Here is a 22,200-nt window from a genome sequence, read left to right on the forward strand (position 1 = left end):
AATGGCCCGGCGGTTTGCCCGCATCGCGCCGTTCCGGCAAGCTAGCCGCCGGATTTTGCCACCTGGATTCCCCGTGCGCCCAGCCCTGCGTCTGCTGCCGCTGCCCCTGTGCATCGCCTTCTCGCTCAATGCCCATGCCGCGGACGACATGCCGCCGAACTGGGGCCTGTGCCCGGTGCAGGACGTGGTCAAGCCGTTCGCGGAGGCGCAGGCCGCGCCGGAAGGGCTGGGCATCAGCAATACCGAGCAGGCCACCGACATCGAGGGCGATGCCCTTTCCGGCACCGAGGAAAACCCGGTGTTCAACGGCAATGTCACCCTGCGCCGCGGCAACCAGTTCATGGGCGCGGACCAGCTGACCTACGACAAGGGCCAGGAGCACTACACCGCCGAGGGCAGCATCCGCTATCAGGGCTCGGGCCTGCGCATGACCGCCGCCAGCGCCGAAGGCGACCAGGCCAAGGACACCCACATCATCCGCGACCTGGACTACCAGCTGCTGTCGCATCGCGGCAACGGCGGCGCGGAAAGCGTGATCCTCACCGGCGACATCGGCTCGCTGCACGGCGCCACCTATTCGACCTGCCCGCCGGAAAGCCGGCATTGGGAGCTGCGCGCCGGCCGCATCGACATCGACACCGACAAGGGCGTGGCGGTGGCGCGCGGCGCGACCCTGCGGGTCGGCAAGGTGCCGGTGATCTACCTGCCGTGGTTCATGTTCCCCACCGACGAACGCCGCCGCAGCGGCCTGCTGTTCCCGTCGGTGTCCAATTCCAGCCGCAACGGCTTCGACTGGAAGCAGCCGATCTACCTGAACCTGGCCCCGAACTACGACGCCACCCTCAGCCCGCGCCTGATGACCGAGCGCGGCGTGCAGCTTGGCGCACAGTTCCGCTACCTGGTCGAAGGCGGCGCCGGCACCGTCGAAGGCACCTGGATGCCGGATGACGACCTGCGCAACCGCGACCGCAGCCTGCTCAAGTACAGCGCGTTCCAGAACCTCAGCCAGAACTGGCAGGCACGCGCCAACCTGAACTGGATCAGCGATACCCGCTACTACGAAGATTTCAACAACAGCCTGGATGGCCTGTCGCAGTCCACGTCGTTCAGCGAAATCGGCATCTACGGCCGCGGCCATGGCTGGGAAGCGGCGGTCACCGCCGACCATTGGCAGCTGGCCGATTCCCTGCTGACCGAGTCGGTGCTGCCCTACAACCGCATGCCGCGCGGCTATGTGCGCTGGGAGCGGGCGCTGGGCCTGCGTTTCGTCGGCGGCGTCGATGCCGAGGCCGTGCGCTTCCAACATCCGGATCCGGCCATCGACGCCGGCTCGCGCCTCGACGTGAAGCCCTGGATCAGCCTGCCGCTGGAAGGCGACAGCTGGTTCCTGCGCCCGACCGCGGCGTTCCGCCACACCGCCTACCGGCTCGACGAAAGCCTGACCGCGAGCAAGTCGCGCTCGCGCAGCCAGCCGATCTTCAGCCTCGACAGCGGCCTGTTCTTCGACCGCGACGCCACGGTCAAGGGCAAGGACTACCTGCAGACCATCGAACCGCGCCTGTACTACCTGCGCGTGCCGTACGCCTACCAGGACGACATGCCGCTGTTCGACACCCAGCCGCTGACCTTCAGCTGGGGCCAGCTGTTCCGCGACAACCGCTATTCTGGCGCCGACCGCCAGGCCGACGCCAACCAGCTCACCCTGGCGGTGAGCACGCGCATGATCCGCCAGGCCGATGGCCACGAACGCTTCTCCGCGAGCCTCGGCCAGATCCGCTACTTCGACGAGTCCCGCGTGCGCATCCCGGGCGAGCCGATCACCGAGAAGGGCCGCTCGGCCTGGGTGGCGGATGCCAACTACGCGCCGACCGACCGCTGGACCATCGGCGCTTCCTACCAGTGGGACCCGAAATTCAACCGCACCGACCTGGCCAGCGTGCGCGCCCGCTACATGCTGCCGGACGACGGCCTGTTCAACATCGCCTACCGCTATCGCCGCGGCCTGATCGAGCAGACCGACATCTCGTTCCTGTACCCGATCAACGCCAGCTGGAGCATCGTCGGCCGCCACTACTACTCGCTGTACGACAACAAGGCGCTGGAAACCCTCGCCGGCGTGCAGTGGGACAGCTGTTGTGTCGCCGTTCGGCTTGTCGGCCGGCGCTACGTGCACAATCGCGCCGGCGACCTCAGCAACGCGATCATGTTCGAGATCGAACTGAAGGGGCTGGGTTCCGCCGGCCAGGACACCCGCCGCACCTTGCGCCGGGCCATCCTCGGCTACAATCGAGACGATCTCTACCTGGTACCGCCGCAGACCGCCACGGGCCAGCCCACTCCGCCCGACACGGTTACCGACGCCAGCCCATGAGCCACCCCTCCCGCTCCTTCCTCGCCGTCGCCCTCGCCGGCCTGCTGTTCGCCGCTGGCGCACAGGCGCAGAACTATGCCGCCACCGCCCCGGTCGACCGCATCGCCGCCGTGGTGAACGAGGACGTGATCCTGCGCAGCGAGCTGGACCGCGCGGTCGCCAACATCCGCGCGCAGTACGCCGGCAAGGAAACCCAGCTGCCGCCGCAGGACGTGCTCGAACGGCAGGTGCTGGAGCGGCTGGTGCTGATGCGCCTGCAGCTTGCGCGCGCCACCGACGCCGGCATCACCGCCAGCGACGAGGACCTGGAGCGCGCGATCCAGGGCGTGGCGCAGCAGAACAACATGAGCGTGGACCAGCTGCGCGCGCGGATCGCCCAGGACGGCATGTCCTTCGCCGAATTCCGCAACAACATGCGCGACGAGATCATCAGCCAGAGGTTGCGCCAGAGCTTCGCCCAGGGCCGGATCAACGTCAGCGAGGCCGAGGTCGACGCAGCGTTGGCCACTGCATCGGCCGCCGCCAGCCAGCAATTCCACCTCGCGCATATCCTGGTCGGCGCCCCGGACGGCGCCACCCCGGAGCAGCTGGCCACGGCGCAGAAGAAGATCGAAGGCGTGAAGGCGCTGATCGAGAAAGGCGAGATGACCTTCTCCGCTGCCGCCGTGCGCTATTCGGACAGCCCCAACGCACTGGAAGGCGGCGACCTTGGCTGGCGCGGCCTGAACGAAATTCCCCCGGCCTTCGCCCAGACCATCCAGCAGATGCAGGCCGGCCAGGTGATCGGCCCGATCCGCGGCCCGAGCGGCTTCCAGCTGCTGCAGCTGGTCGAAACCCGCACCCAGGCCGCCGGCGGCGGCGAGCAGGTCACCCAGTTCTCCGCCCGCCAGATCCTGGTCAAGGTCGATGACAAGACCGACGATGCCGCCGCCAAGGCCAAGGCCGACACTCTGGCCGCGCGCATCGCCGGCGGCGCCGACTTCGCCAAGCTGGCCGCCGAATCCTCCGACGACAACGCGACCAAGCGCCGCGGCGGCGACCTCGGCTGGTTCGGCGCGGATACCTACGGCAGCGCGTTCGGCATGCAGGTCGCGGCGCTCTCCGATGGCCAGGCCTCGGCGCCGTTCAAGACCGACGCCGGCTGGGTGATCGTGCAGCGCAGCGCCAGCCGCCAGGTCGCGGCCGGCAACGACAACCTGCGCGCGCAGGTGCGCGAGACCATCGGCCGCCGCAAGCTGGAAGACGAGTGGAACCGCTTCCTGCGCGAAATGCGCGGCGAAGCCTTCGTCGACGTGCGCGATGCCGCAGGCAATTCGACCTCCCCGGTGCCGACCGGCCCCGCCCCGACCGAGCGCCACAAGGCGACCCTCACGCGCGAGCAAGAGCAGAAAAGCGCTGGCGGCAACTGACGCGGCTTGCCGATGCGTCCGCGGCTTGCACTGGTGCCGGGCGAACCGGCCGGCATCGGCCCGGAACTGGTGGTCCGGGCCGCGCAACAGGACTTCGATGCCGACCTCGTGATCCATGGCGATGCGGCCGCGCTGCATCGCGCGGCGGCCGCGCTGTCGCTGCCCCTGCACTTGCACCGCGCCGGCGAAACGCCGGCGTCGCCGCGCAGCCTCGAACTGGTCGAGATCCCGCATCCCGACCAGGCCGCCTTCGGGATTCCCGAACCCGCGAATGCGGCCTCGGTGGTCGCAGCGCTGACCCGCGCCGCGCAAGCCTGCCTCGACGGCGATTGCGACGGCATGGTGACCGGCCCCGTGCACAAGGCCGCGATCAACCAGGGCGGCATCGCCTTCACCGGCACCACCGGCCTGCTCGCCGCGCATGCGCGGCGCGAGGTGGTGATGATGCTGGCCAACGGGATCGTGCGGGTCGCCCTGCTGACCGTGCATATGCCGCTGCGCGCAGTCGCCGATGCGATCACGCCCGATGCACTCGACGGCGCGCTGCGCATCGTCGATGCCGCCCTGCGCCGCGACTTCGGGATCGCCGAACCGGTCGTCGCCGTGCTCGGCCTGAACCCGCATGCGGGCGAGGATGGCCACCTGGGCCGGGAGGAAATCGAGGTCATCGAACCGACCCTGCAACGCCTGCGCGGCGAAGGCCTGCGGCTGGTCGGCCCGCTGCCCGCCGACACCGCCTTCCTGCCCGGCAAGCTGCGCGGCTTCGATGCGGTGCTGGCGATGTACCACGACCAGGGCCTGCCGGTGCTGAAGTACAGCGACTTCGCCAATGCGGTGAACATCTCGCTGGGCCTGCCCTACCCGCGCGTGGCGGTGGACCACGGCACCGCGCTGGACCTCGCCGGCAAGGGCCTCGCCGATCCGTCCAGCCTGTTCGCCGCGATCCGCACCTGCGCACGGCTGGCGCGCCAGCGCCGGAGCGCTGCGTGATGGATGCGATCTCGTTCGACGATTTCCTCAAGGTCGAGCTGCGCGTGGGCCGCGTGCTGTCGGCCGAGCCGTTCGCGCAGGCGCGCAAGCCCGCCAATGTGCTGCACGTCGATTTCGGGCAGGAACTCGGCACGCGCAAGTCCAGCGCGCAGGTCACCGTGCATTACCGCCCCGAGGAACTGGTCGGGCGGCTGGTGGTGGCGGTGCTGAACTTCCCGAGGAAGCAGATCGGCCCGCTGATGTCCGAATGCCTCGTCACCGGCTTCCACGATGCGGACGGCGCGGTCGCGCTGTGCGTACCCGACAAGGACGTGCCGCTGGGCACGCGACTGCTGTGAACACGACCTTCACCGAACCCGCGAAGAAACACCTCGGCCAGAACTTCCTGCACGAACGCGGGGAGATCGACAAGATCGTGCAGGCGGTGGATCCGCAGCCCGGCGATGCGATCGTCGAGATCGGCCCCGGCCAGGGCGCGCTGACGTTCCCGTTGTTGCGCAAGCACGGCGCGCTCACCGCGATCGAGTTCGACCGCGACCTGCATGCACCGCTGCAGGCCGCCGCACGCGCGCACGGCACGCTGCGCCTGATCGAGGGCGACGTGCTCGGCGTGGACTTCACCGCGCTGGCGGCGGAGATGGCCCCGGCCGGCGGACAGATCCGCCTGGTCGGCAACCTGCCCTACAACCTCAGCTCGCCGATCCTGTTCCATGCGCTGGACCATGCCGCGGCGGTACGCGACATGCACTTCATGCTGCAGAAGGAAGTGGTGGAACGCATGGCCGCCGGCCCCGGCAGCAAGGTCTATGGCCGCCTGAGCGTGATGCTGCAGGCCTATTGCGCGGTCACGCCGCTGTTCATCGTGCCGCCGGGCGCGTTCCGGCCGGCGCCGAAGGTGGACTCGGCGGTGGTGCGGCTGGTGCCGAAACCGCCCGCGCAGGTCGAGGTCGCCGACCACCGCACGTTCGCCAACGTGGTGCGGGCGGCGTTCGGCCAGCGCCGCAAGACCCTGCGCAACGCGCTGAACGGCGTCGCCGACACGGCGCGGATCGAAGCCGCCGGGCTGCGCGCGGACGCGCGCGCGGAACAGGTCGAGGTGGCCGGTTTCGTGCGGCTGGCGAACCTGCTGGCCGGCGGATGAACGCGCGGTGATGCGGCAACGCGCGCGCCGCCGCTAGAATGCGTGCATGGGCAACACCGATTACATCTTCGACATCGCGGTCGACACCCGCTTCCTCGACGACCAGTCCGCGCCGGAAGAAGGCCGCTTCGTGTTCGCGTACACGATCCATATCCGCAACGGCGGCAAGGTGCCGGCGCGCCTGCTCGGCCGCCACTGGCTGATCACCGACGGCAACGGCAAGGTGCAGGAAGTGGTCGGCGAAGGCGTGGTCGGCGAGCAGCCGTGGCTGCGCCCGGGCGAAGGCTTCGAATACACCTCCGGCGCGGTGCTGGAGACCGACATCGGCACCATGCGCGGCAGCTACGACATCCTCGCCGACGACGGCACGCGCTTCGCCGCGCCGATCCCGGCGTTCACCCTGTCCGTGCCCCGCACGCTGCACTGAGGACAGGACCGTGGCGACGTGGGCCATCGGCGACCTGCAAGGTTGCTACGACGTTACCCAGCGCCTGCTGGAGAAGCTGCGCTTCGACCCGGCGGCGGACCGGCTGTGGTTCTGCGGCGACCTGGTCAACCGCGGCGGGCAATCGGTCGAAACGCTGAGGCTGGTGCATTCGCTGCGCGAGGTCTCGCACGTGGTGCTGGGCAACCACGACCTGTCGCTGCTCGCCATCGGCGAACGCACCCCGGACGAACAGCGCAAGGTCAACCCCGACCTGCAGGGCGTGCTGTTCGCGGATGACGCCCGCACGCTGCTGGACTGGCTGCGCACGCAGGAACTGGCGCATGTCGACCGCGGGCTCGGCTGGATGATGGTGCACGCCGGCCTGGCGCCGAAGTGGACCACGCAGCTGGCCGAGAAGCACGCGCGCGAAATCGAGGCGAAGCTGCGCGGCGACAACTACCGCAAGCTGCTGAAGAACATGTACGGCGACGGCCCGGAATGGTCGCCGCGGCTGAACGGCCCGGAGCGCGACCGCGCGATCATCAACATCTTCACCCGCATGCGCTATTGCAGCCCGCGCGGGCGCATCGCCTTCGAGCACAAGGGCGAACCCGGCAGCCAGCCGCCCGGCCTGTACCCGTGGTACTCGGTGCCCGGCCATGCGCCGCGCGACCTGAGGATCGTGTGCGGGCACTGGAGCACGCTGGGCCTGTTCATCGGCCACGGGGTGCATGCGATCGATACCGGCGCGGTGTGGAGCGGCAAGCTCAGCGCGATCCAGCTGGACGGCGAAGACCTGCGGGTCGTGCAGGTACCCGGCCGCGACGTGCCCGCGCCTGCGCCGCGCGCGCGGCCGCACAAGCCGAAGCCGAAGCCGGGACAGCAGCATCCCGCAGGCGCCCGCCGCGGTCGCGATCGGGCGAGCGATTGATCCGGATCAGTACATTCGCTGCTGGCGTAAATTTTTCACATCACTTTGTCCGCCTTTCACCGCCATCATGTGCCCATACCTAGGGGGCCTTCCGGCCCGTGCATGCGGCAGCAGATGGATCTGGACACGCGAATCCCGCAAGACCTGCTGGAGCAGTTGCTGACGGCAGGCGACACCCGGCGCTATGCGATCGGCGACATCCTGTTCCACCAGGGCGATGCCTCCGATGCCCTGTACGTGCTGCTGTCCGGCCGGCTCCGCGTGTATTCGGGCAATGCCAACGGACGCGAGGTGGTCTACAACGTGCTGGAGGCCGGCGACACCTTCGGCGAATTGCTGCTCGACGGCGGACCGCGTTCCGCCTCGGTGCAGGCAGTCGCGGAATCCGAATGCCTGGTGATCAAGGGCGATGCCTTGCGCACCCTGATCCGCACCTGCCCCGACCTCGCCGAACGGCTGATGCTGCGGCTGATTGCGCGCCTGCGCCACGCCACGCGGACCATCCACAGCCTGGCGCTGGAAGGCGTGTTCGAGCGCGTGGTCGCCTTGCTGGAGGAAAACGCCAGCGGCGGCGACGGTACGCGGCGGATCCCGTTGCTGCTTACCCAGCAGGAAATCGCGAACCGGGTCGGCGCGACCCGCGAAATGGTCAACCACGTGATGCAGCGGCTGCGCCGCAACGGCTACCTGGCGCGCGACGCGCAACGCCGCACCATCATCGTCAAGCCGTTGCCGCTGCAGGGCTGAACCCGCGCGCCGCGAAAAAAAAAGCAGGCATCCACGTCCTGTCGATGCCTGCCCGGGGTCACGCTGCTGCCGACCGTGGCGGCATGCGGCATTGTGGTGCGCGGCACACGGGCGACAAAGACAATATTTCACATCGCCGCGTGTGGGCAGCGAAACAACACGTTAACCGTTCAGGTGCGCGCGTAATCCACAAACGCGAAGGCGACGGCATGCGCCGTATCGGCAGGATGCGCTTCGCGGGCGGTTTCGCGCCAGGCCCGCACATCGAAGCGCGGGAAGAAGGCATCCGCGCCTTCCACTTCGGTATCGACGAAGGTCAGGCGCATGTGCGTGGCCCATGGCAAGGCCAGCGCGTACAGCTCGCCACCGCCGATGATGCAGAGCTCATCGCCGTCATGGCCTGCGACATCCATCGCTTCCTCGAGCGAGGCCACCGCCTGCATGCCGTCGAACGGCACGCGCCCGCTGCGGGTCAGCACCAGGTTGCGCCGCTTCGGCAGCGCGCGGCCCAGCGACTCGGCGGTCTTGCGGCCCATCAGCACCGGCTTGCCCAGGGTCAGCGCCTTGAAGCGCTTGAGGTCGTCCGGCAGGTGCCACGGCAGCGCGTTGCCCTTGCCGATGGCGTAGTTGCGGTCCAGCGCGGCGACAAGCGAAACCTGCATCCGGGAAGCCGGCATCAGACCGCGACCGGCGCCTTGATCGCGGGCAGCGGATCGTAGCCTTCGATCGCGATGTCGTCGTACGTGAAGCCGAAGATGTCCTTCACGTCCGGATTCAATTTCAGTGTCGGCAGCGCGCGCGGCGTGCGCGACAGTTGTTCGCGCGCCTGTTCGTAGTGGTTCGAGTACAGGTGCGCATCGCCCAGCGTGTGCACGAAGTCGCCGACCTGCAGCCCGCAGACCTGCGCCACCATGTGGGTCAGCAAGGCGTAGCTCGCGATGTTGAACGGCACGCCCAGGAAGATGTCGCCGCTGCGCTGGTACAGCTGGCAGCTGAGCTTGCCGTCGGCCACGTAGAACTGGAACAACGAGTGGCAGGGCATCAGCGCCATCTTCGGCAGCTCGGCCACGTTCCAGGCGCTGACGATCAAGCGGCGCGAATCCGGGTTGCGCTTGATCTCGTCGATCAGCCAGGAAACCTGGTCGACGGTCTTGCCGTCGGCGCCTTCCCAGCTGCGCCACTGCTTGCCGTAGACCGGGCCGAGCTCGCCGTGTTCATCGGCCCACTCGTCCCAGATGCTGACCTTGTTGTCCTTGAGGTAGGCGATGTTGGTCTCGCCCTGCAGGAACCACAGCAGCTCGTGGATGATCGAGCGCAGGTGCAGCTTCTTGGTGGTGACCAGCGGGAAGCCTGCGTTCAAGTCGAAGCGCATCTGCCAGCCGAACACGCTGCGGGTGCCGGTGCCGGTGCGGTCGGCTTTCTCGCTGCCGTGCTCCAGCACGTGACCCAGCAAATCCAGGTATTGCCTCACTTCGCCGCCTCCGCAGCAGGCTGCGGCATCAGGGTCGGCGAGGAATGCGATTTCCAGCACCAGAACAGGCCCAGCAGGATCAGCGGCAGGCTCAATACCTGGCCCATGGTCAGCCAACCGAAGGCGAGGTAGCCGAGTTGCGCATCGGGTTCGCGCACGAATTCGACCAGGAAGCGGAAGCAGCCGTACAGCAGCGCGAACAGCCCGGACACGGCATAGCGCGGGCGCGGCTTGCGCGAGTACCAGACCAGCACGCAGAACATCACCAGCCCTTCCAGCGTGGCCTGGTACAGCTGCGAGGGATGGCGGGCGAAGCTGTCGAGGATGCCGCTGTCGAACTGCGCCTTCAACGTGCCCGGATCCATGGAAGCGAACGGTTCCGGCAGCGCCCGCGGGAACACCACGCCCCAGCCGTCGAACGCGGTGCCCTGGGTCGGCTTGCCCCACAGCTCGCCGCCGATCCAGTTGCCGATGCGGCCGAAGCCGAGCCCCGCCGGCACCAGCGGCGCGACGAAATCGACCGTATCGAAGAAATGCAGGCGCTGCCGGCGCGACCACCACCACACCGCCGCCAGCACGCCCAGCAGGCCGCCGTGGAAGCTCATGCCGCCTTCCCAGACCCTGAAGATCATCAGCGGGTTGGCGATGAAATCGGCGAAGCCGTAGAACAGGATGTAGCCGATGCGCCCGCCCAGCACCACGCCGAGCATGGCGTAGAACATCAGGTCGCCGAAGCCGTTGTCGTCGACGCCGGGCAAGCGGCCGGCGCGCACGCGGCGGCGGCCCAACCACCACGCCACGATGAAGCCGAGCAGGTACATCACGCCGTACCAGTGCACTTGCGGATGCACGCTGCCCAGCAGCGGCAGGTTCCAGGTCCCGAGGTCGAGGGCGATGGGGTCGATCTGGTGTAGGTAAGGCATGCCCTATTGTGCCGCAGCCGGCATGGCGGCTACAGGAAAACCGGTTGGTTCGGCAGTTCGTCCTCGTCGACGCCGCCGGGTTCCTGCGGGAAATGCAGGGCCAGCAGGTCGCCGACCGCCTCGATGCCGGCGACCACGCCATCCGCATACTCGCCGGCGCGCAGTCGCTCCTCCATCAGCAGGCAGACGCCGCGCCATTGTTCGTCGCTGACCAGGCCGGCCAGGCCGCGGTCGGCGACGATCTCGATGCGCTGGTCGGCCAGCAGCAGGTAGACCAGCACCCCGTTGTTGGCTGCCGTGTCCCACACGCGCAGGCGGCCGAAGGCGTCGAGCGCGCGCGTGCGCGCCTGGGTGCCGCGCAACACCTCGCGCCAGTGCAAGGCGCCTTCCACCGCGAAGCAGATTTCGCCCGCATGGCAGGTTTCGCCGACCGCGATCGCCGCGGCGATCCGCTGCATGTCCGCAGCCGGGAAGCGCGCACGGGCATTGCCGGTGAACAGGTGCGCGAATAGGCGCTTGGGCATGCCTGCCATCACCAACTCCCCGAGGCGCCACCGCCCCCGGAGGAACCGCCGCCGCCCGACCAGCCGCCGCCGGAACTGCCGCCGCCCCAATCGCCGCCGCTGCCGCCGCCGAAACCGCCCCAGTCGCCTTGCCGCGCATAACGGCCGCCGCCACCGCCGCCGAGCAGGCCGGTGAAGAACCCGATCACCGCGCCGAAGCCGGCGACGAAGACCACCAGCGACATCAGCCATGCGACCAGCGCGCCCACGGCGGCGGTGAGCAGGATGCGCAGTCCCGCCGGCAACCCGCCGAACACGGACCGCGCGACCAGCGACCCGATGAAGGCGCCGAACAAGGCGAACAACCATGCGTCGCCGCTGTCCGCGCCGGTCGGATTGCTGGCCACCGGTTCCGGCAAGGGCTCGCCATCGACCAGCTTCACCAGTTGCGCGGTGGCATCGATGATCCCGCCGGCGTAATCGCCCTGGCGGAATTTCGGCACCATGTATTCCTGGATCACGCGGCCGGCGGTGATGTCGGGGATCGCCCCTTCCAATCCGTAACCGACCTCGATGCGCACCTTGCGATCGTCCTTGGCGACGATGAGCAGCAGGCCGTCATCGACCCCCTTGCGCCCGAGCTTGAACGATTCGAAGGCGCGCACCGCGTACTGCTCGATGGTTTCCGGGGCAGTGCTGGGGATGACCAGCACCTGCAACTGGCTGCCCTTGCGTTGCTGCAGGGCCAGCGCCTGCTGCTCGAGCTGCTGCTTGGCCGCGGCATCGAGGGTGCCGGTGGTGTCCACCACCGGCGAGTCGAAGGCCGGGACTGCGGCCTGTTGCTGCGCCAGCGCTGCGAACGGCAGGCACAGCAGCCACAGGACCAGCAGCGCGCGCGTGGCGAAGCGCCGCATCATCGGGCGTAGGCGCGGATCAGCCGTTGGAGGGCGCGGGCGCCGCAGGTGCCGGCGCGCCGAAATCCACGTTCGGCGCCTGCTGGATCTGCGCTTCGTTCTCCACCGTGAAGTTGGGCTTGGGCTTGTAGCCGAACACCATCGCGGTCAGGTTGACCGGGAACTGGCGGATGTAGGTGTTGTAGTCCTGCACCAGCTGGATGTAGCGGCCGCGGGCCACGGTGATGCGGTTCTCGGTGCCTTCCAGCTGCGTCTGCAGGTTGAGGAAGGAGGTATCCGCCTTCAGGTTCGGATAGTTCTCGCTGACCATCATCAGCCGGCCCAGCGCCTGGCTGAGTTCGCCCTGCGCCGCCTGGTACTGCGCCAGCGAGGCGGCATCGTCGGCGTTGACGTTGATCTGCCCGACCTTGGCGCGCGCCTCGGTCACCGCGGTCAGCACCTGCTGCTCGTGCGCGGCATAGCCTTTCACCGTGTTCACCAGGTTCGGGATCAGGTCGGCGCGGCGCTTGTACTGGTTCAGCACTTCCGACCAGCCGGCCTTGACCGCCTCGTCCTTGGTCTGGATCCGGTTGTAGCCGCAGCCGGACAGCAGCATCGACAGCATGAGCAACACGATGACGCGCATGGCACCCCTCCCTGTTTAGGTCGATGCCATTGCAGCATCGAACCCGTTAAGCCGTCTTCACCCAGCCGCTCACTCCGGCAGCCCGCGGCGGCGCGCGTTGCGCTTGGCCCACAGGTTGAGGCATTCCACCGCCGCGGAGAAGCCCATCGCGCCGTAGATGTAGCCCTTCGGCACATGCATGCCGAAGCCTTCCAGCACCAGGTAGGCGCCGACCAGCACGATGAAGGCCAAGGCCAGCATCTTGATCGTCGGGTTGCGGTCGATGAAGCGGCCCAGCGGCCCCGAGGCCAGCAGCATCACCCCGACCGCCAGCAGGATCGCCAGCACCATGATGATCTTCTGGTTGGCCATGCCCACCGCGGCGATCACCGAGTCCAGCGAGAACACGATGTCGATCACCGCGATCTGCGCGATCACCATCCAGAACGAATTCATCGGCTTGGTGTCGATGTCCTCTTCCTCGGCCTCGCCGACCACCAGGTCGCGCACCTCCATGGTGCCCTTCACCAGCAGGAACACGCCGCCCAGGATCAGCACCAGGTCGCGCACCGAGATGCCCTGGCCGAACAGGCTGAACAGGTCGTCGGTGAGCCCGGCCAGCCAGGCCAGGGTCAGCAGCAGGGCGATGCGGGTGATGCAGGCCACCGCGATGCCGAACCGGCGCGCCTTCTCGCGGGTGGCGTGCGGCAGCTTGCTGACCGCGATCGAGATGAACACCAGGTTGTCGATGCCGAGGACGATCTCGATCGCGCTCAGGGTGATCAGGGTGATCCAGGCCTGCGGATCGGTCAGCAGTGCAATCATCGGTACGGTCGTCTCGTCAGCCTTGCAGCAGGCGCGGGCCGAGGATCAGCGCCCACACCAGGATCACGTTCATCATCAGCACGAACACCGCCGCCGAGCCCATGTCCTTGGCGCGGCCGGCCAGTTCGTGGCGCTCCGCGCCGTAGCGTTCGATGATCGCCTCCATCGAGGAGTTCATCAGCTCCATCGCCATCACCAGCAGGCAGCTGCCGATCAGCAGCGCGCGTTCGACGCCGTTGCCGCCCAGCATCCAGCCCAGCGGGCCGAGCACGACGAACAGGCAGACTTCGAGGCGGAAGCTGGATTCGTGCAGCCAGGCCGAACGCAGGCCCTGGATCGACCAGATCGCGGCCTTCATCACCCCCGCCGGACCACGCGGGAGGTGGCCATAGATGTCAGCCATGCAGGAACACTCGGGATTTGGCGGGCATGGCGGAACGCGGCTGCGGGAACGCCCGGATTCTGCCACAAGGGCCACGGTGCCGCCCGTGTCCGCGTCCGGCAGGCGCATGAGCGGGTGGCGCGGACGGACGGGCGGGTCGCCGCCGCAGCGCCTACGTCGGATCCGGCGGCGGGGCCTGGCGCGCCGGGTGAGCCGAACCCGGCCCGGCGCTGCCCACGCTATTGCTGCCTGAGCGCCTCGATCGGGTCCAGCAGCGACGCCTTGCGCGCCGGGTAGTAGCCGAAGAACAAGCCGGTGCCGATCGAGAATGCCGCCGCCAGCATCACCACCTGGGCGTTCAGCTGCACCGGCAGGTCGCCGATCTTGCCGACGACCAGCGCCCCCACCACCCCGATCGCGATCCCGATCACCCCGCCGATCAGCGAGATCAGCATCGCCTCGGCCAGGAACTGCCGGCGCACGTCGCGCGGCCCCGCGCCCACCGCCATGCGCAGGCCGATCTCGCGGATGCGCTCGGTCACCGACACCAGCATGATGTTCATGATGCCGATGCCGCCGATGATCAGGCAGATGCCGGCGACCGCGCCCAGCAGCTTCGACATCAGGTTGGTGGTGGCGGTGCGGGTGGCGACGATCTGGCTGATGTTGCGCACCGCGAAGTCGTCCTCCGCGCCCGGCTCGATCTTGTGCCGCTGGCGCAGCAAGGCCTCGATCTCGCCCTGCGCGCTGCCCAGGTTGCGCGCGTCGTCGATGCCCACCGAGATCTGCTGCACCGCGCCCGGCGGCATCGATTGCGAGTTCGACAGGCGCCGGCGCGCGGTTTCCAGCGGCACCACCACCATGTCGTCCTGGTCCTGGCCGAAGCCGCCCTGGCCCTTCGGTTTCAGCGTGCCCACCACCGTGAACGGCACCCGCCCGAGGCGCACGGTCTGGCCGATGCCGCTGTCCTCGCCGAACAGGGTCTTGCGCACGGTTTCGCCGAGGATCACCGGCTTGGCGCTGCCCGCGTAATCGTTGGCCTGGAAGCCCGCGCCGTCGGCGATCTGCCAGTCGTTGATCGCGAACCAGTCGTCCTGCACGCCCTGCCAGCTGGTCGAGGCGTTGTTCTCGGCGAACACCACCTGGGTATTGCCGCGCAGCGAACCGGAGGCGTACTGCACGGTCGGGACTTCGTTGCGGATGGCCTCGACGTCGCCGTCGTTGAGGCTCCAGCGGCTGCCCTGGGCGACGCGCGCGCCACCCGGGCCCATGCCGCCGGCGCCGCCGATGTCGAGCCGCTGCGAACCGAGGCCGGACACCATCTTGTCGATCTCGGCCTGGGTGCCCTGGCCGATCGAGACCATCACGATCACCGCGGCGATGCCGATGATCACGCCCAGCGAGGTCAGCGCACTGCGCATCCAGTTGCCGCGCAGGGCGAAGAAGGCGGTGCGCAGGATGTCGAGCAAGGTCATGCCGCGGCCTCCGCATCGGTTTGCGGATGCAAGTCGCCGTCGTGCATCACGTAGGTGCGGTCCGCATGCGCGGCCACGTGCGCATCGTGTGTGATCAGGATCACGGTGTGGCCGTCGTCGCGCAGGCGCTTGAACAGGGCCAGGATCTCCTCGCCGGTCTTGCTGTCCAATGCGCCGGTGGGTTCGTCCGCGAGCAGGATCGGCGGACTGTTGACCAGGGCGCGGGCGATCGCCACGCGCTGCTGCTGGCCGCCGGACAGTTCGTTCGGGCGATGCCCGGCGCGTTCGCCCAAGCCGACCGAGACCAGCGCCGCGCGCGCGCGTTCGCGGCGCTCCGCATGCGGGATCCGCGCATACCCCAGCGGCATCGCCACGTTGTCGGTGGCGTCCATCCGCGGCAACAGGTGGAAGCCCTGGAACACGAAGCCGATCTTGTCGCGGCGCAGCCCGGCCAGCGCCTCCTTGTCCAGGGTGGAGACGTCCACGCCATCGCAGAAATACTTGCCCGAACTGGGGGTGTCGAGGCACCCGATCAGGTTCATCAGGGTCGACTTGCCGGAGCCGGACGGGCCCATGATGGCGACGAACTCGCCGCGGTCGATGACAAGGTCGACCGCCTTCAACGCCACCACTTCCGCTTCGGTGCCGGCGGAATACACCTTGCCCAGGCCCTGGGTGCGGATCACCGGGACCGGCGCCGAACCGGCCGCCATCACTTGCTCTCCGTCGCAGCACGCTCTCCGGAGATGACCAGGTCGCCTTCGGCGATCTCGCGTCCCGATATTTCGGTATTGGTGCCATCGCTGGCGCCGACCCGCGCCATCACCGCCACCGGCTTGCCGTCGACCAGCTTGTAGACGGTGACCCGCTTCGCGCTGAGCTGCGCTTCCAGCGCCGAATTCCAGGTGGCGCGCTGGGCATCGTCCAGGCTCGCGGTGAACGCGGCGAATTGCTGCTTGAAGCGCTCGCGCATGCGCGAGCGCATCTGCGCCTGCATGCTCGCGTCGGGCGCGCGGCCCGTGCGCGGCGGGCCGCCCGGGCCGCCGCCGAATAGGCGGCTGCCGCCCTGCTGGCCGTTCTGGCCTTGCGCCTGCGCCATCCGCTCGGCCTGGCGCTTCTGCATCTCCTGCAAGCCGCTGTCGAACGCCGCCTGCTGCCGGGAGTCGAGCTTCATGCTGGCGGCGAGCGCCTGCAGGTCGTCCGCCATGCCGGCATTGCCGCGTCCGCCGCCTTGCGCTTGCGCCTGGCCCGGCCCGGCCGGCTGCATGGCGGCCAGCGGCGAACCTTCGGTGGGCTTGAAGCGCAACGCCGCATTGGCGATGGTCAGCACGTTGCTGCGCTTGCTGACCTCGATCTCGGCATTGACGGTCAGGCCGGGCAGCAGGGTGCCGTCGCTGTTGTCGACGGTCACCACCACCGGGTAGGTGACGACGTTGTTGGAGGTCGTCGCCGACAGCCGCACCTGGTCGACCACGCCCTTGAACTGGCGATCGGGGAAGGCATCCGCGTTGAAGCTGACCGACTGGCCAACCTTGACCTGGCCGATGTCGGATTCGTCGACGGCCAGCTCGATCTTCATCTTCGCCAGGTCCTCGGCGATGGTGAACAGTTCCGGCGCCGACAGGCTGGCGGCCACGGTCTGGCCGGGTTCGATGGTGCGGGTCAGCACCACGCCGTCCACCGGCGAGCGGATCACCGTGCGCTGCAGGTTGACCCGGGTGGTCTGGGTCGAGGCGGTCTGCTGGCGGATCTGCGCCTGCGCCGAATTCACCTGCGCCTGCGCCTGTTCCAGCGATGCGCGGGCCAGGTCGACCTCGCTCTTGCTCACCAGCTGTTGCCGGCCCAGGTCGGCCTTGCGCTCGTAGTCCAGCCGGGCGTTGCGCAGGCCGGCCTGCGCCTGCCGCAGCGAGGCCTGCGCGCTGGCGATCTGCGCCGAACCCTGTTCGATCTGCGCCCGGTAGGTGGAGGCGTCGATCGTGGCCAGCACCTCGCCTTTCTTCACGTGGTCGTTGAAATCGACCATGACCTCGGTGATCTGGCCGGAGACCTGGCTGCCCACGGTGACCGTGGAGATCGCGCTGAGCGTGCCGGTCGAGGAAATCGCCACGCGGATGTCGCCGCGCTGCACGGTTTCGGTGCGGAAGGCGCCTTCGGCTTCGGCCGCCGTCCGCTTGCTCCAGGCATACCAGCCCAGTCCCAGCAGGGCGAGCACCACGACCGCGATGATGATCTTGCGCAACGGCAACGAAGGAGAACGACGGGACTGGCTCATGCGTGGGGGGAGGTCTTCGGCAAAGGGAGGGGAACGCGCGGGCAGGCGACCGGTTGACACCATCCCGGTCAACCGACGGTCGCCATGCGGGAGCCAGGCTCAATCCCGTGGGATGCCGGCACCGAACAGGATGGTCGCACGGGTGCCCTGGCCCGGCGTACTGGCGAGCTGCAGCGGCCATCGGCAGCGCTGGCCGAGCCGATGCGCGATCGACAGGCCTAGTCCCGGCCCGGGCGGCCGCTCGAGGTTGGCGCGGTAGAACGGCTCGAATGCGCGCGCCAGCGCGGCCGCATCCATGCCGATGCCGGTGTCGGTGACCTCCACCCGATCCGCCGACAAGCGCACGCAGATCCGGCCGGCATCGGTAAAACGCACGGCGTTGCTCAACAGGTTGCCCAGCATCACCCCGAGCACGCGCGGCGGCGCGTGGAGCTGCGGTTCGGCTTCGACCTGCAAGTCGAGCGCCAGGCCCTTGCCTTCGATCAAGGGCCGCACCCGCTCGATCTCGTGTTCGACGATGTCGCGCGCGGCGAAATCCTCGGTCTCCAGCGCCACGTCCTCGTCGCGCGCCAGCAGCAGCAAAGCGTCCATCAGCGATTCCATCTCCGCATTGGCCCCGCGGATCCGGCCCAGCGAGCGGCGCGAGCGCTCGGACAAGCCCTCGTCGTGCGCGATCAGGTCGGCGGCGACGCGGATCACGGTCAACGGCGTGCGCAGTTCATGGCTGGCATCGCGGGTGAAATCGTGTTCGCGGGCGATGTAGGCATCCATGCGCTCGCCCAGTCCATGCAGGGCATCGGCCATCTTGCGGGTATCGCCGCGCACCGAGGCGGGGATGCGCTCGGGCGCCAGCGCGCGGGTGTCCGGACGCTGCGGATCCCAGCGCGCGACTTCGCGCAACAGCCAGTCCATCGGCGCCAGCAAGCGCTTGGTGGCGCGATAGGTCATCCAGGTCACGGCGATGATCGAACCCAGCGCCAGCGCGATCGCCGCCAGGGTGGGCCCGGCGAACGGCAACTGCCCGTTGGCCGCGGCCAGCGCGAGCATGCACAGCAGGACCACCAGGCAGGCGATCGCCACCTGCAGCAGGAACAACACCCGGATGCTGCGCCAGGAAGACGACATCTCAGCCGCGCCGCGCCGCGTCCCGCACCAGGGAGCCGCGATCCATCACCCGGGCTGCCCGCCGATGTCGGCGATGCGGTAGCCCGCGCTCTGCACGGTATGCAGCAGCGGCCGCTCGAACGGCTTGTCGATCACCTTGCGCAGGTTGTACAGGTGGCTGCGCAGGGTGTCCGAATCCGGCAGGCCGTTGCCCCAGATCTCGCGCTCGATCTCCTGCCGGCTGACCACGCGCGGCGACTCGCGCATCAGGATGGTCAGTAGGCGCAGCCCGATCGGCGACAGCTGCAGCTCGCTGCCGCCGCGGGTCGCGCGCAGCGAGGCCGGGTCCAGCACCAGGTCCGCCACCTTCAGCACTTCCGAACCGACCTGGCGGCGTTCGCGGCGGATCAGCGCGCGCAAGCGCGCCTCCAGTTCCTGGATTGCAAAGGGTTTCGTCAGGTAGTCGTCGGCGCCGGAGGACAGCCCGGTCAGCTTTTCGTCCAGGGTGTCGCGCGCGGTCAGCATCAGCACCGGCGTGGACTTGCGTGCCTCGTTGCGCAGGCGCTTGCAGACCTCGATGCCATCCAGCCGCGGCAGCATCAGGTCGAGCACCACCACGTCGTAATTGTTCTCGGCCGCCAGCCGGTAGCCGTCCAGGCCGTCGGCCGCGTAATCGACCTCGAAGCCCTTGCCCTCGAGATATTCGCCGACCATCTCGGAAATGTTGCGGTTGTCCTCGACGATGAGGACCAGTCCAGCCTGTTCCTGTGTGCGCATCCGTCCCTGCTCCACTCTTCAGCTTTGTGAAGGGTGCGGGTCGCGAGGTGGATGCCGCGTGAAGGACTACCCTAGCCCGCCATTCCGGAGCCGATCGAATGCCCTACGACCGCATCCTGCCGCCCTTGCTGCTGGTGGCGTCCAACGTGTTCATGACCTTTGCCTGGTACGCGCACCTGAAATTCAAGGAGGTGGCGCTGTGGAAGGTCATCCTGGTCAGCTGGGGCATCGCCTTCTTCGAGTACATGCTGATGATCCCCGCCAACCGGATGGGCTCTGCGCTGTACAGCGCGCCGCAGCTGAAGGGCATGCAGGAAGTGATCACCCTGCTGGTGTTCGCCGGGTTTTCGGCCTGGTACCTGGGACAGCCGCTGAAGTGGAACCACTGGGCCGGGTTCGCCCTGATCGCCGCCGCGGCCTGGCTGATCTTCCTGGATTGATCCCGCTCAGAACGGGATCTTGCCGGTCAGGATGTCCTTGTACATCACCCAGTCGCCGGCGAAGGAATAGAACGGGTACTTGAAGGTGGCCGGGCGGTTCTTCTCGAAGAAGAAATGGCCGATCCACGCACACCCGTAGCCCGCGACCAGTCCCGCCAGCAGCCACCACGGATTGCCGCTCTTGATCGCCAGCACGATGAAGCCGATGACGAAGCTGGTGCCGACGAAATGCAGGCGCCTGGACGTGCGGTTGCGGTGCTCGCCGAGGTAGAACGGATAGAACTCGCGGAAACTGGCGAAGCCTTCGCTCATTGCGATCCTCCCTGCTCCGCCTGCTTGGCGCGCACCCAGTAGCGATCCTGCGCTTCCAGCGATTGCCCGGCAAGCCCGCCGTCGGCCGCGGCCAGCGCTTCCATCGCGCGGAAGCGGCGCTCGAACTTGTGGTTGGCGCGACGCAGCGCGGCGCCGAAATCGACCTTCGCATGCCGCGCCAGGTTGGCGCAGACGAACAGGATGTCGCCGATCTCGTCTTCCAGCCGGTCGTGCGCGGCGGCATCGTCCGGATCCGCCGCGACCGCGGCGAACTCCGCGCGCACTTCCTCGATTTCCTCGTGCAGCTTCTCCAGCACCGGCGCCGGCGCCGGCCAGTCGAAACCGACCTTGGCCGCCTTGTGCTGCAGCTTCACCGCGCGCTGCCATTCCGGCAGGCCGCGCGAGATCCCGGCCAGCGCCGACGTGTCGCTTTCGCCGCGCGCGGCGCGCTCGGCGCGCTTGTGCTCTTCCCACGCCTTGGTCTGCTGCTCGGCGTCTTCGACCGACGCCCCGGCAAATACATGCGGATGCCGGCGCGTCATCTTGTCGCAGATCGCATCGACCACGTCGGCGAACGCGAACGCGCCCTGCTCCTGCGCCATCCGCGCGTGGAACACCACCTGCAGCAGCAGGTCGCCGAGTTCGTCCTTGAGGTCGCCCATGTCGCCGCGATCGATCGCGTCGGCGACTTCGTAGGCTTCCTCGATGGTGTACGGCGCGATGGTCGCGAAGCTCTGCTCGACGTCCCACGGACAGCCGGTCTGCGGATCGCGCAATGCGGCCATGATCTCGAGCAGGCGCTGGATCCCGTGCGCGTCGCTCATGCCGGCAACCGGTCGCGCAAGGCCAGGTCGCCGAAGGCGATGAAATCGCCGTTGAGCAGGGTCTCGCGCTGGTTGTAACGGAACGGCCTGCCTTGCGGGTCGAGCACCGCGCCGCCCGCCGCTTCCAGGATCGCCTGCCCGGCGGCGGTGTCCCATTCGCCGGTCGGGCCGAAGCGCGGGTACAGGTCGATGCCGCCTTCGGCGATCCTGCAGAACTTGAGCGAGGACCCGCAGGCCACCGCTTCGCCGCCCAGCGCGTCGAGCAGGGCTTGCGTGCGCGCGTCGCGGTGCGAGCGGCTGGCGGCGATGCGCAACGGCGCCGCCGCCGGCTTGCGCACGCGGATGGCGACATCCGCGTCGCCCTCGCGGCGATACGCGCCCGCGCCCGGCGCGCCATGCCACAGCGCGCCGCTCACCGGCTGCTGGATCACGCCGAAGGTCGCCACGCCGTCTTCGACCAGGGCGATGTTGACGGTGAACTCGCCGTTGCGCTTGATGAACTCGCGGGTGCCGTCCAGCGGATCGACCAGCCAGAAGCGCGGCCATTGCCGGCGCGCGGCGATGTCGAGGTCCTTCGACTCCTCCGACAGCAGCGGGATGTCCGGCGTCAGCGCCTGCAGGCCGGCGGCGATGCAGCGATGCGAGGCGAGGTCGGCTGCGGTCAGCGGCGAACGGTCGTCCTTGTGCTGCACCGCGAACTCACTGTCGTACACCGCGAGAATCTCGGCGGCGGCCGCGCGCGCAAGCGCGATCACCGCCTCGCGCTGTGCATGGGTGACGGTCATCCTTGCTGCTTCAGCCATTCGCGGGCGATGAACAGCGCGGCCACGCTGCGGCCTTCGGAGAATTCCTCGCGCAGGATCAGCTCGCCGATGTCGGCCAGCTTCCACGGCACGATCTCCAGCTCCTCCGGCTCGTCGCCGGGCAGGCGCTGCGGGTACAGGTCGCGCGCCAGCACCAGGTGGGTGGCATGGCTCATGTACACCGGCGCCAGGGTGAGTTCGCGCAGCACGGTCAGCTCGCGCGCGCCGTAGCCGGCCTCTTCCATCAGCTCGCGGTTGGCCGCTTCGATCGGACTCTCGCCGGCATCGATGCGTCCCTTCACCAGGCCGAGCTCGTAACGGTGCACGCCGGCCGCGTATTCGCGCACCAGCAGCACGGTCTCGGCATCCAGCATCGGCACCACCGCCACCGCGCCGTGGCCGCGCCCGTGCAGGCGCTCGTACTTGCGGCGCTCGCCGTTGCTGAACTCCAGGTCGAGCCGCTCCATGCGGTACGGCCCGGCATCGTGCTCGGTGATGCCGTGGATGGTGGGCAGCTTCCGGCTCATGCGGCGCCGCGCGGGGCGATAATGCGGG

26 protein-coding genes are annotated in these 22,200 nt (G+C 68.6%); 9 read left to right on the top strand and 17 right to left on the bottom strand.

Features of this window, described 5'->3' with window-relative positions:
• The first annotated feature begins 73 nt into the window (after positions 1 to 73).
• The 8 genes from lptD to FHQ07_RS05280 all read left to right on the top strand — a co-directional run bounded on the left by lptD (position 74) and on the right by FHQ07_RS05280 (position 8,016).
• Complete coding sequence (gene lptD, locus FHQ07_RS05245) at positions 74 to 2,371, top strand: LPS-assembly protein LptD (RefSeq protein ID WP_240703552.1); 2,298 nt, start codon at positions 74 to 76, stop codon at positions 2,369 to 2,371.
• The gene (locus FHQ07_RS05250) at positions 2,368 to 3,780 is read left to right on the top strand and encodes a peptidylprolyl isomerase (protein ID WP_139715815.1); all 1,413 of its coding nucleotides are present in this window, start codon (positions 2,368 to 2,370) and stop codon (positions 3,778 to 3,780) included. Before lptD ends, FHQ07_RS05250 begins: the two co-directional genes overlap by 4 nt.
• A gap of 12 nt (positions 3,781 to 3,792) precedes the next feature.
• A complete protein-coding gene (gene pdxA / locus FHQ07_RS05255) occupies positions 3,793 to 4,770 on the top strand; it encodes a 4-hydroxythreonine-4-phosphate dehydrogenase PdxA (RefSeq protein ID WP_139715816.1) in 978 nt (325 codons plus the stop codon).
• Complete coding sequence (locus FHQ07_RS05260; RefSeq protein ID WP_139715817.1) at positions 4,770 to 5,108, top strand: tRNA-binding protein; 339 nt, start codon at positions 4,770 to 4,772, stop codon at positions 5,106 to 5,108. Before pdxA ends, FHQ07_RS05260 begins: the two co-directional genes overlap by 1 nt.
• Positions 5,105 to 5,911, top strand: coding sequence for a 16S rRNA (adenine(1518)-N(6)/adenine(1519)-N(6))-dimethyltransferase RsmA (gene rsmA / locus FHQ07_RS05265; RefSeq protein ID WP_139715818.1), 807 nt, complete (start codon positions 5,105 to 5,107; stop codon positions 5,909 to 5,911). Before FHQ07_RS05260 ends, rsmA begins: the two co-directional genes overlap by 4 nt.
• A 46-nt stretch (positions 5,912 to 5,957) precedes the next feature.
• On the top strand, positions 5,958 to 6,338 hold the full coding sequence (gene apaG / locus FHQ07_RS05270; RefSeq protein WP_139715819.1) for a Co2+/Mg2+ efflux protein ApaG: 381 nt from the start codon (positions 5,958 to 5,960) through the stop codon (positions 6,336 to 6,338).
• A 10-nt stretch (positions 6,339 to 6,348) separates the two neighbouring features.
• Positions 6,349 to 7,269 carry a symmetrical bis(5'-nucleosyl)-tetraphosphatase gene (locus FHQ07_RS05275; protein ID WP_139715820.1) on the top strand — a complete coding sequence of 307 codons (921 nt, stop codon included), beginning with the start codon at positions 6,349 to 6,351 and terminating at the stop codon, positions 7,267 to 7,269.
• Between the two features lie 114 nt (positions 7,270 to 7,383).
• Positions 7,384 to 8,016, top strand: a complete 633-nt coding sequence (locus FHQ07_RS05280; RefSeq protein ID WP_168191466.1) for a Crp/Fnr family transcriptional regulator — start codon at positions 7,384 to 7,386, stop codon at positions 8,014 to 8,016.
• A 170-nt stretch (positions 8,017 to 8,186) separates the two neighbouring features.
• Here the strand turns inward: FHQ07_RS05280 and FHQ07_RS05285 are convergent, their stop codons facing one another.
• From FHQ07_RS05285 to FHQ07_RS05345, 13 genes are all read right to left on the bottom strand, one after another.
• Complete coding sequence (locus FHQ07_RS05285) at positions 8,187 to 8,678, bottom strand: dihydrofolate reductase (protein ID WP_139715822.1); 492 nt, start codon at positions 8,676 to 8,678, stop codon at positions 8,187 to 8,189.
• Between the two features lie 14 nt (positions 8,679 to 8,692).
• Positions 8,693 to 9,487: a thymidylate synthase gene (locus FHQ07_RS05290; RefSeq protein WP_139715823.1), complete on the bottom strand. Its 795-nt coding sequence runs from the start codon at positions 9,485 to 9,487 to the stop codon at positions 8,693 to 8,695.
• Positions 9,484 to 10,410: a prolipoprotein diacylglyceryl transferase gene (lgt, locus tag FHQ07_RS05295; RefSeq protein ID WP_139715824.1), complete on the bottom strand. Its 927-nt coding sequence runs from the start codon at positions 10,408 to 10,410 to the stop codon at positions 9,484 to 9,486. The genes FHQ07_RS05290 and lgt overlap by 4 nt, the downstream gene beginning before the upstream one ends.
• Positions 10,411 to 10,439: 29 nt before the next feature.
• The gene (locus FHQ07_RS05300; protein WP_139715825.1) at positions 10,440 to 10,934 is read right to left on the bottom strand and encodes a TPM domain-containing protein; all 495 of its coding nucleotides are present in this window, start codon (positions 10,932 to 10,934) and stop codon (positions 10,440 to 10,442) included.
• A gap of 8 nt (positions 10,935 to 10,942) precedes the next feature.
• Positions 10,943 to 11,827 carry a TPM domain-containing protein gene (locus FHQ07_RS05305; protein ID WP_139717883.1) on the bottom strand — a complete coding sequence of 295 codons (885 nt, stop codon included), beginning with the start codon at positions 11,825 to 11,827 and terminating at the stop codon, positions 10,943 to 10,945.
• 19 nt (positions 11,828 to 11,846) lie between these two features.
• Positions 11,847 to 12,452 (bottom strand): LemA family protein, encoded by a 606-nt coding sequence (locus FHQ07_RS05310; protein WP_139715826.1) that lies wholly within the window; start codon positions 12,450 to 12,452, stop codon positions 11,847 to 11,849.
• 69 nt (positions 12,453 to 12,521) lie between these two features.
• Entirely contained in the window at positions 12,522 to 13,256 is a 735-nt protein-coding gene (locus FHQ07_RS05315; RefSeq protein WP_139715827.1) for a TerC family protein, read from the bottom strand.
• A 16-nt stretch (positions 13,257 to 13,272) separates the two neighbouring features.
• Positions 13,273 to 13,659 carry a diacylglycerol kinase gene (locus tag FHQ07_RS05320; RefSeq protein ID WP_139715828.1) on the bottom strand — a complete coding sequence of 129 codons (387 nt, stop codon included), beginning with the start codon at positions 13,657 to 13,659 and terminating at the stop codon, positions 13,273 to 13,275.
• A 218-nt stretch (positions 13,660 to 13,877) separates the two neighbouring features.
• Positions 13,878 to 15,113: an ABC transporter permease gene (locus tag FHQ07_RS05325; protein WP_139715829.1), complete on the bottom strand. Its 1,236-nt coding sequence runs from the start codon at positions 15,111 to 15,113 to the stop codon at positions 13,878 to 13,880.
• Complete coding sequence (locus FHQ07_RS05330) at positions 15,110 to 15,826, bottom strand: ABC transporter ATP-binding protein (protein WP_139715830.1); 717 nt, start codon at positions 15,824 to 15,826, stop codon at positions 15,110 to 15,112. The genes FHQ07_RS05325 and FHQ07_RS05330 overlap by 4 nt, the downstream gene beginning before the upstream one ends.
• Positions 15,826 to 17,385 (bottom strand): efflux RND transporter periplasmic adaptor subunit, encoded by a 1,560-nt coding sequence (locus tag FHQ07_RS05335; protein WP_139715831.1) that lies wholly within the window; start codon positions 17,383 to 17,385, stop codon positions 15,826 to 15,828. The genes FHQ07_RS05330 and FHQ07_RS05335 overlap by 1 nt, the downstream gene beginning before the upstream one ends.
• Positions 17,386 to 17,484: 99 nt before the next feature.
• Complete coding sequence (locus FHQ07_RS05340) at positions 17,485 to 18,510, bottom strand: sensor histidine kinase (protein WP_139715832.1); 1,026 nt, start codon at positions 18,508 to 18,510, stop codon at positions 17,485 to 17,487.
• Positions 18,511 to 18,555: 45 nt separating this feature from the next.
• Complete coding sequence (locus tag FHQ07_RS05345; RefSeq protein WP_139715833.1) at positions 18,556 to 19,266, bottom strand: response regulator transcription factor; 711 nt, start codon at positions 19,264 to 19,266, stop codon at positions 18,556 to 18,558.
• Between the two features lie 98 nt (positions 19,267 to 19,364).
• On the opposite strand from FHQ07_RS05345, the gene FHQ07_RS05350 reads away from it, so the two are divergent.
• Complete coding sequence (locus FHQ07_RS05350; protein ID WP_139715834.1) at positions 19,365 to 19,706, top strand: DMT family protein; 342 nt, start codon at positions 19,365 to 19,367, stop codon at positions 19,704 to 19,706.
• Positions 19,707 to 19,712: 6 nt separating this feature from the next.
• Here FHQ07_RS05350 and FHQ07_RS05355 read toward each other — a convergent pair whose 3' ends face one another.
• From FHQ07_RS05355 to nudE, 4 genes are read right to left on the bottom strand one after another with little or no spacing between them, the layout of a single operon-like run.
• Positions 19,713 to 20,018: an Mpo1-like protein gene (locus FHQ07_RS05355; RefSeq protein WP_139715835.1), complete on the bottom strand. Its 306-nt coding sequence runs from the start codon at positions 20,016 to 20,018 to the stop codon at positions 19,713 to 19,715.
• Complete coding sequence (gene mazG / locus FHQ07_RS05360; RefSeq protein WP_139715836.1) at positions 20,015 to 20,842, bottom strand: nucleoside triphosphate pyrophosphohydrolase; 828 nt, start codon at positions 20,840 to 20,842, stop codon at positions 20,015 to 20,017. Before mazG ends, FHQ07_RS05355 begins: the two co-directional genes overlap by 4 nt.
• A complete protein-coding gene (cysQ, locus tag FHQ07_RS05365; protein WP_139715837.1) occupies positions 20,839 to 21,627 on the bottom strand; it encodes a 3'(2'),5'-bisphosphate nucleotidase CysQ in 789 nt (262 codons plus the stop codon). The genes mazG and cysQ overlap by 4 nt, the downstream gene beginning before the upstream one ends.
• Complete coding sequence (gene nudE / locus FHQ07_RS05370) at positions 21,624 to 22,172, bottom strand: ADP compounds hydrolase NudE (protein WP_139715838.1); 549 nt, start codon at positions 22,170 to 22,172, stop codon at positions 21,624 to 21,626. Before nudE ends, cysQ begins: the two co-directional genes overlap by 4 nt.
• Positions 22,173 to 22,200 lie beyond the last annotated feature (28 nt).

This window comes from Thermomonas aquatica (assembly GCF_006337105.1).
Lineage (GTDB): Bacteria > Pseudomonadota > Gammaproteobacteria > Xanthomonadales > Xanthomonadaceae > Thermomonas > Thermomonas aquatica.

Excerpts from the sequence above, each read along its gene's own strand:
- FHQ07_RS05250 (WP_139715815.1), top strand. The coding sequence starts at position 2,368 with ATGAGCCACCCCTCCCGCTCCTTCCTCGCCGTCGCCCTCGCCGGCCTG.
- pdxA (WP_139715816.1), top strand. The coding sequence starts at position 3,793 with ATGCGTCCGCGGCTTGCACTGGTGCCGGGCGAACCGGCCGGCATCGGC.
- FHQ07_RS05260 (WP_139715817.1), top strand. The coding sequence starts at position 4,770 with ATGGATGCGATCTCGTTCGACGATTTCCTCAAGGTCGAGCTGCGCGTG.
- apaG (WP_139715819.1), top strand. The coding sequence starts at position 5,958 with ATGGGCAACACCGATTACATCTTCGACATCGCGGTCGACACCCGCTTC.
- FHQ07_RS05280 (WP_168191466.1), top strand. The coding sequence starts at position 7,384 with ATGGATCTGGACACGCGAATCCCGCAAGACCTGCTGGAGCAGTTGCTG.
- FHQ07_RS05285 (WP_139715822.1), bottom strand. The coding sequence starts at position 8,678 with ATGCAGGTTTCGCTTGTCGCCGCGCTGGACCGCAACTACGCCATCGGC.
- lgt (WP_139715824.1), bottom strand. The coding sequence starts at position 10,410 with ATGCCTTACCTACACCAGATCGACCCCATCGCCCTCGACCTCGGGACC.
- FHQ07_RS05300 (WP_139715825.1), bottom strand. The coding sequence starts at position 10,934 with ATGCCCAAGCGCCTATTCGCGCACCTGTTCACCGGCAATGCCCGTGCG.
- FHQ07_RS05305 (WP_139717883.1), bottom strand. The coding sequence starts at position 11,827 with ATGCGGCGCTTCGCCACGCGCGCGCTGCTGGTCCTGTGGCTGCTGTGC.
- FHQ07_RS05310 (WP_139715826.1), bottom strand. The coding sequence starts at position 12,452 with ATGCGCGTCATCGTGTTGCTCATGCTGTCGATGCTGCTGTCCGGCTGC.
- FHQ07_RS05315 (WP_139715827.1), bottom strand. The coding sequence starts at position 13,256 with ATGATTGCACTGCTGACCGATCCGCAGGCCTGGATCACCCTGATCACC.
- FHQ07_RS05320 (WP_139715828.1), bottom strand. The coding sequence starts at position 13,659 with ATGGCTGACATCTATGGCCACCTCCCGCGTGGTCCGGCGGGGGTGATG.
- FHQ07_RS05325 (WP_139715829.1), bottom strand. The coding sequence starts at position 15,113 with ATGACCTTGCTCGACATCCTGCGCACCGCCTTCTTCGCCCTGCGCGGC.
- FHQ07_RS05330 (WP_139715830.1), bottom strand. The coding sequence starts at position 15,826 with ATGGCGGCCGGTTCGGCGCCGGTCCCGGTGATCCGCACCCAGGGCCTG.
- FHQ07_RS05335 (WP_139715831.1), bottom strand. The coding sequence starts at position 17,385 with ATGAGCCAGTCCCGTCGTTCTCCTTCGTTGCCGTTGCGCAAGATCATC.
- FHQ07_RS05340 (WP_139715832.1), bottom strand. The coding sequence starts at position 18,510 with ATGTCGTCTTCCTGGCGCAGCATCCGGGTGTTGTTCCTGCTGCAGGTG.
- FHQ07_RS05345 (WP_139715833.1), bottom strand. The coding sequence starts at position 19,266 with ATGCGCACACAGGAACAGGCTGGACTGGTCCTCATCGTCGAGGACAAC.
- FHQ07_RS05350 (WP_139715834.1), top strand. The coding sequence starts at position 19,365 with ATGCCCTACGACCGCATCCTGCCGCCCTTGCTGCTGGTGGCGTCCAAC.
- FHQ07_RS05355 (WP_139715835.1), bottom strand. The coding sequence starts at position 20,018 with ATGAGCGAAGGCTTCGCCAGTTTCCGCGAGTTCTATCCGTTCTACCTC.
- mazG (WP_139715836.1), bottom strand. The coding sequence starts at position 20,842 with ATGAGCGACGCGCACGGGATCCAGCGCCTGCTCGAGATCATGGCCGCA.
- cysQ (WP_139715837.1), bottom strand. The coding sequence starts at position 21,627 with ATGACCGTCACCCATGCACAGCGCGAGGCGGTGATCGCGCTTGCGCGC.
- nudE (WP_139715838.1), bottom strand. The coding sequence starts at position 22,172 with ATGAGCCGGAAGCTGCCCACCATCCACGGCATCACCGAGCACGATGCC.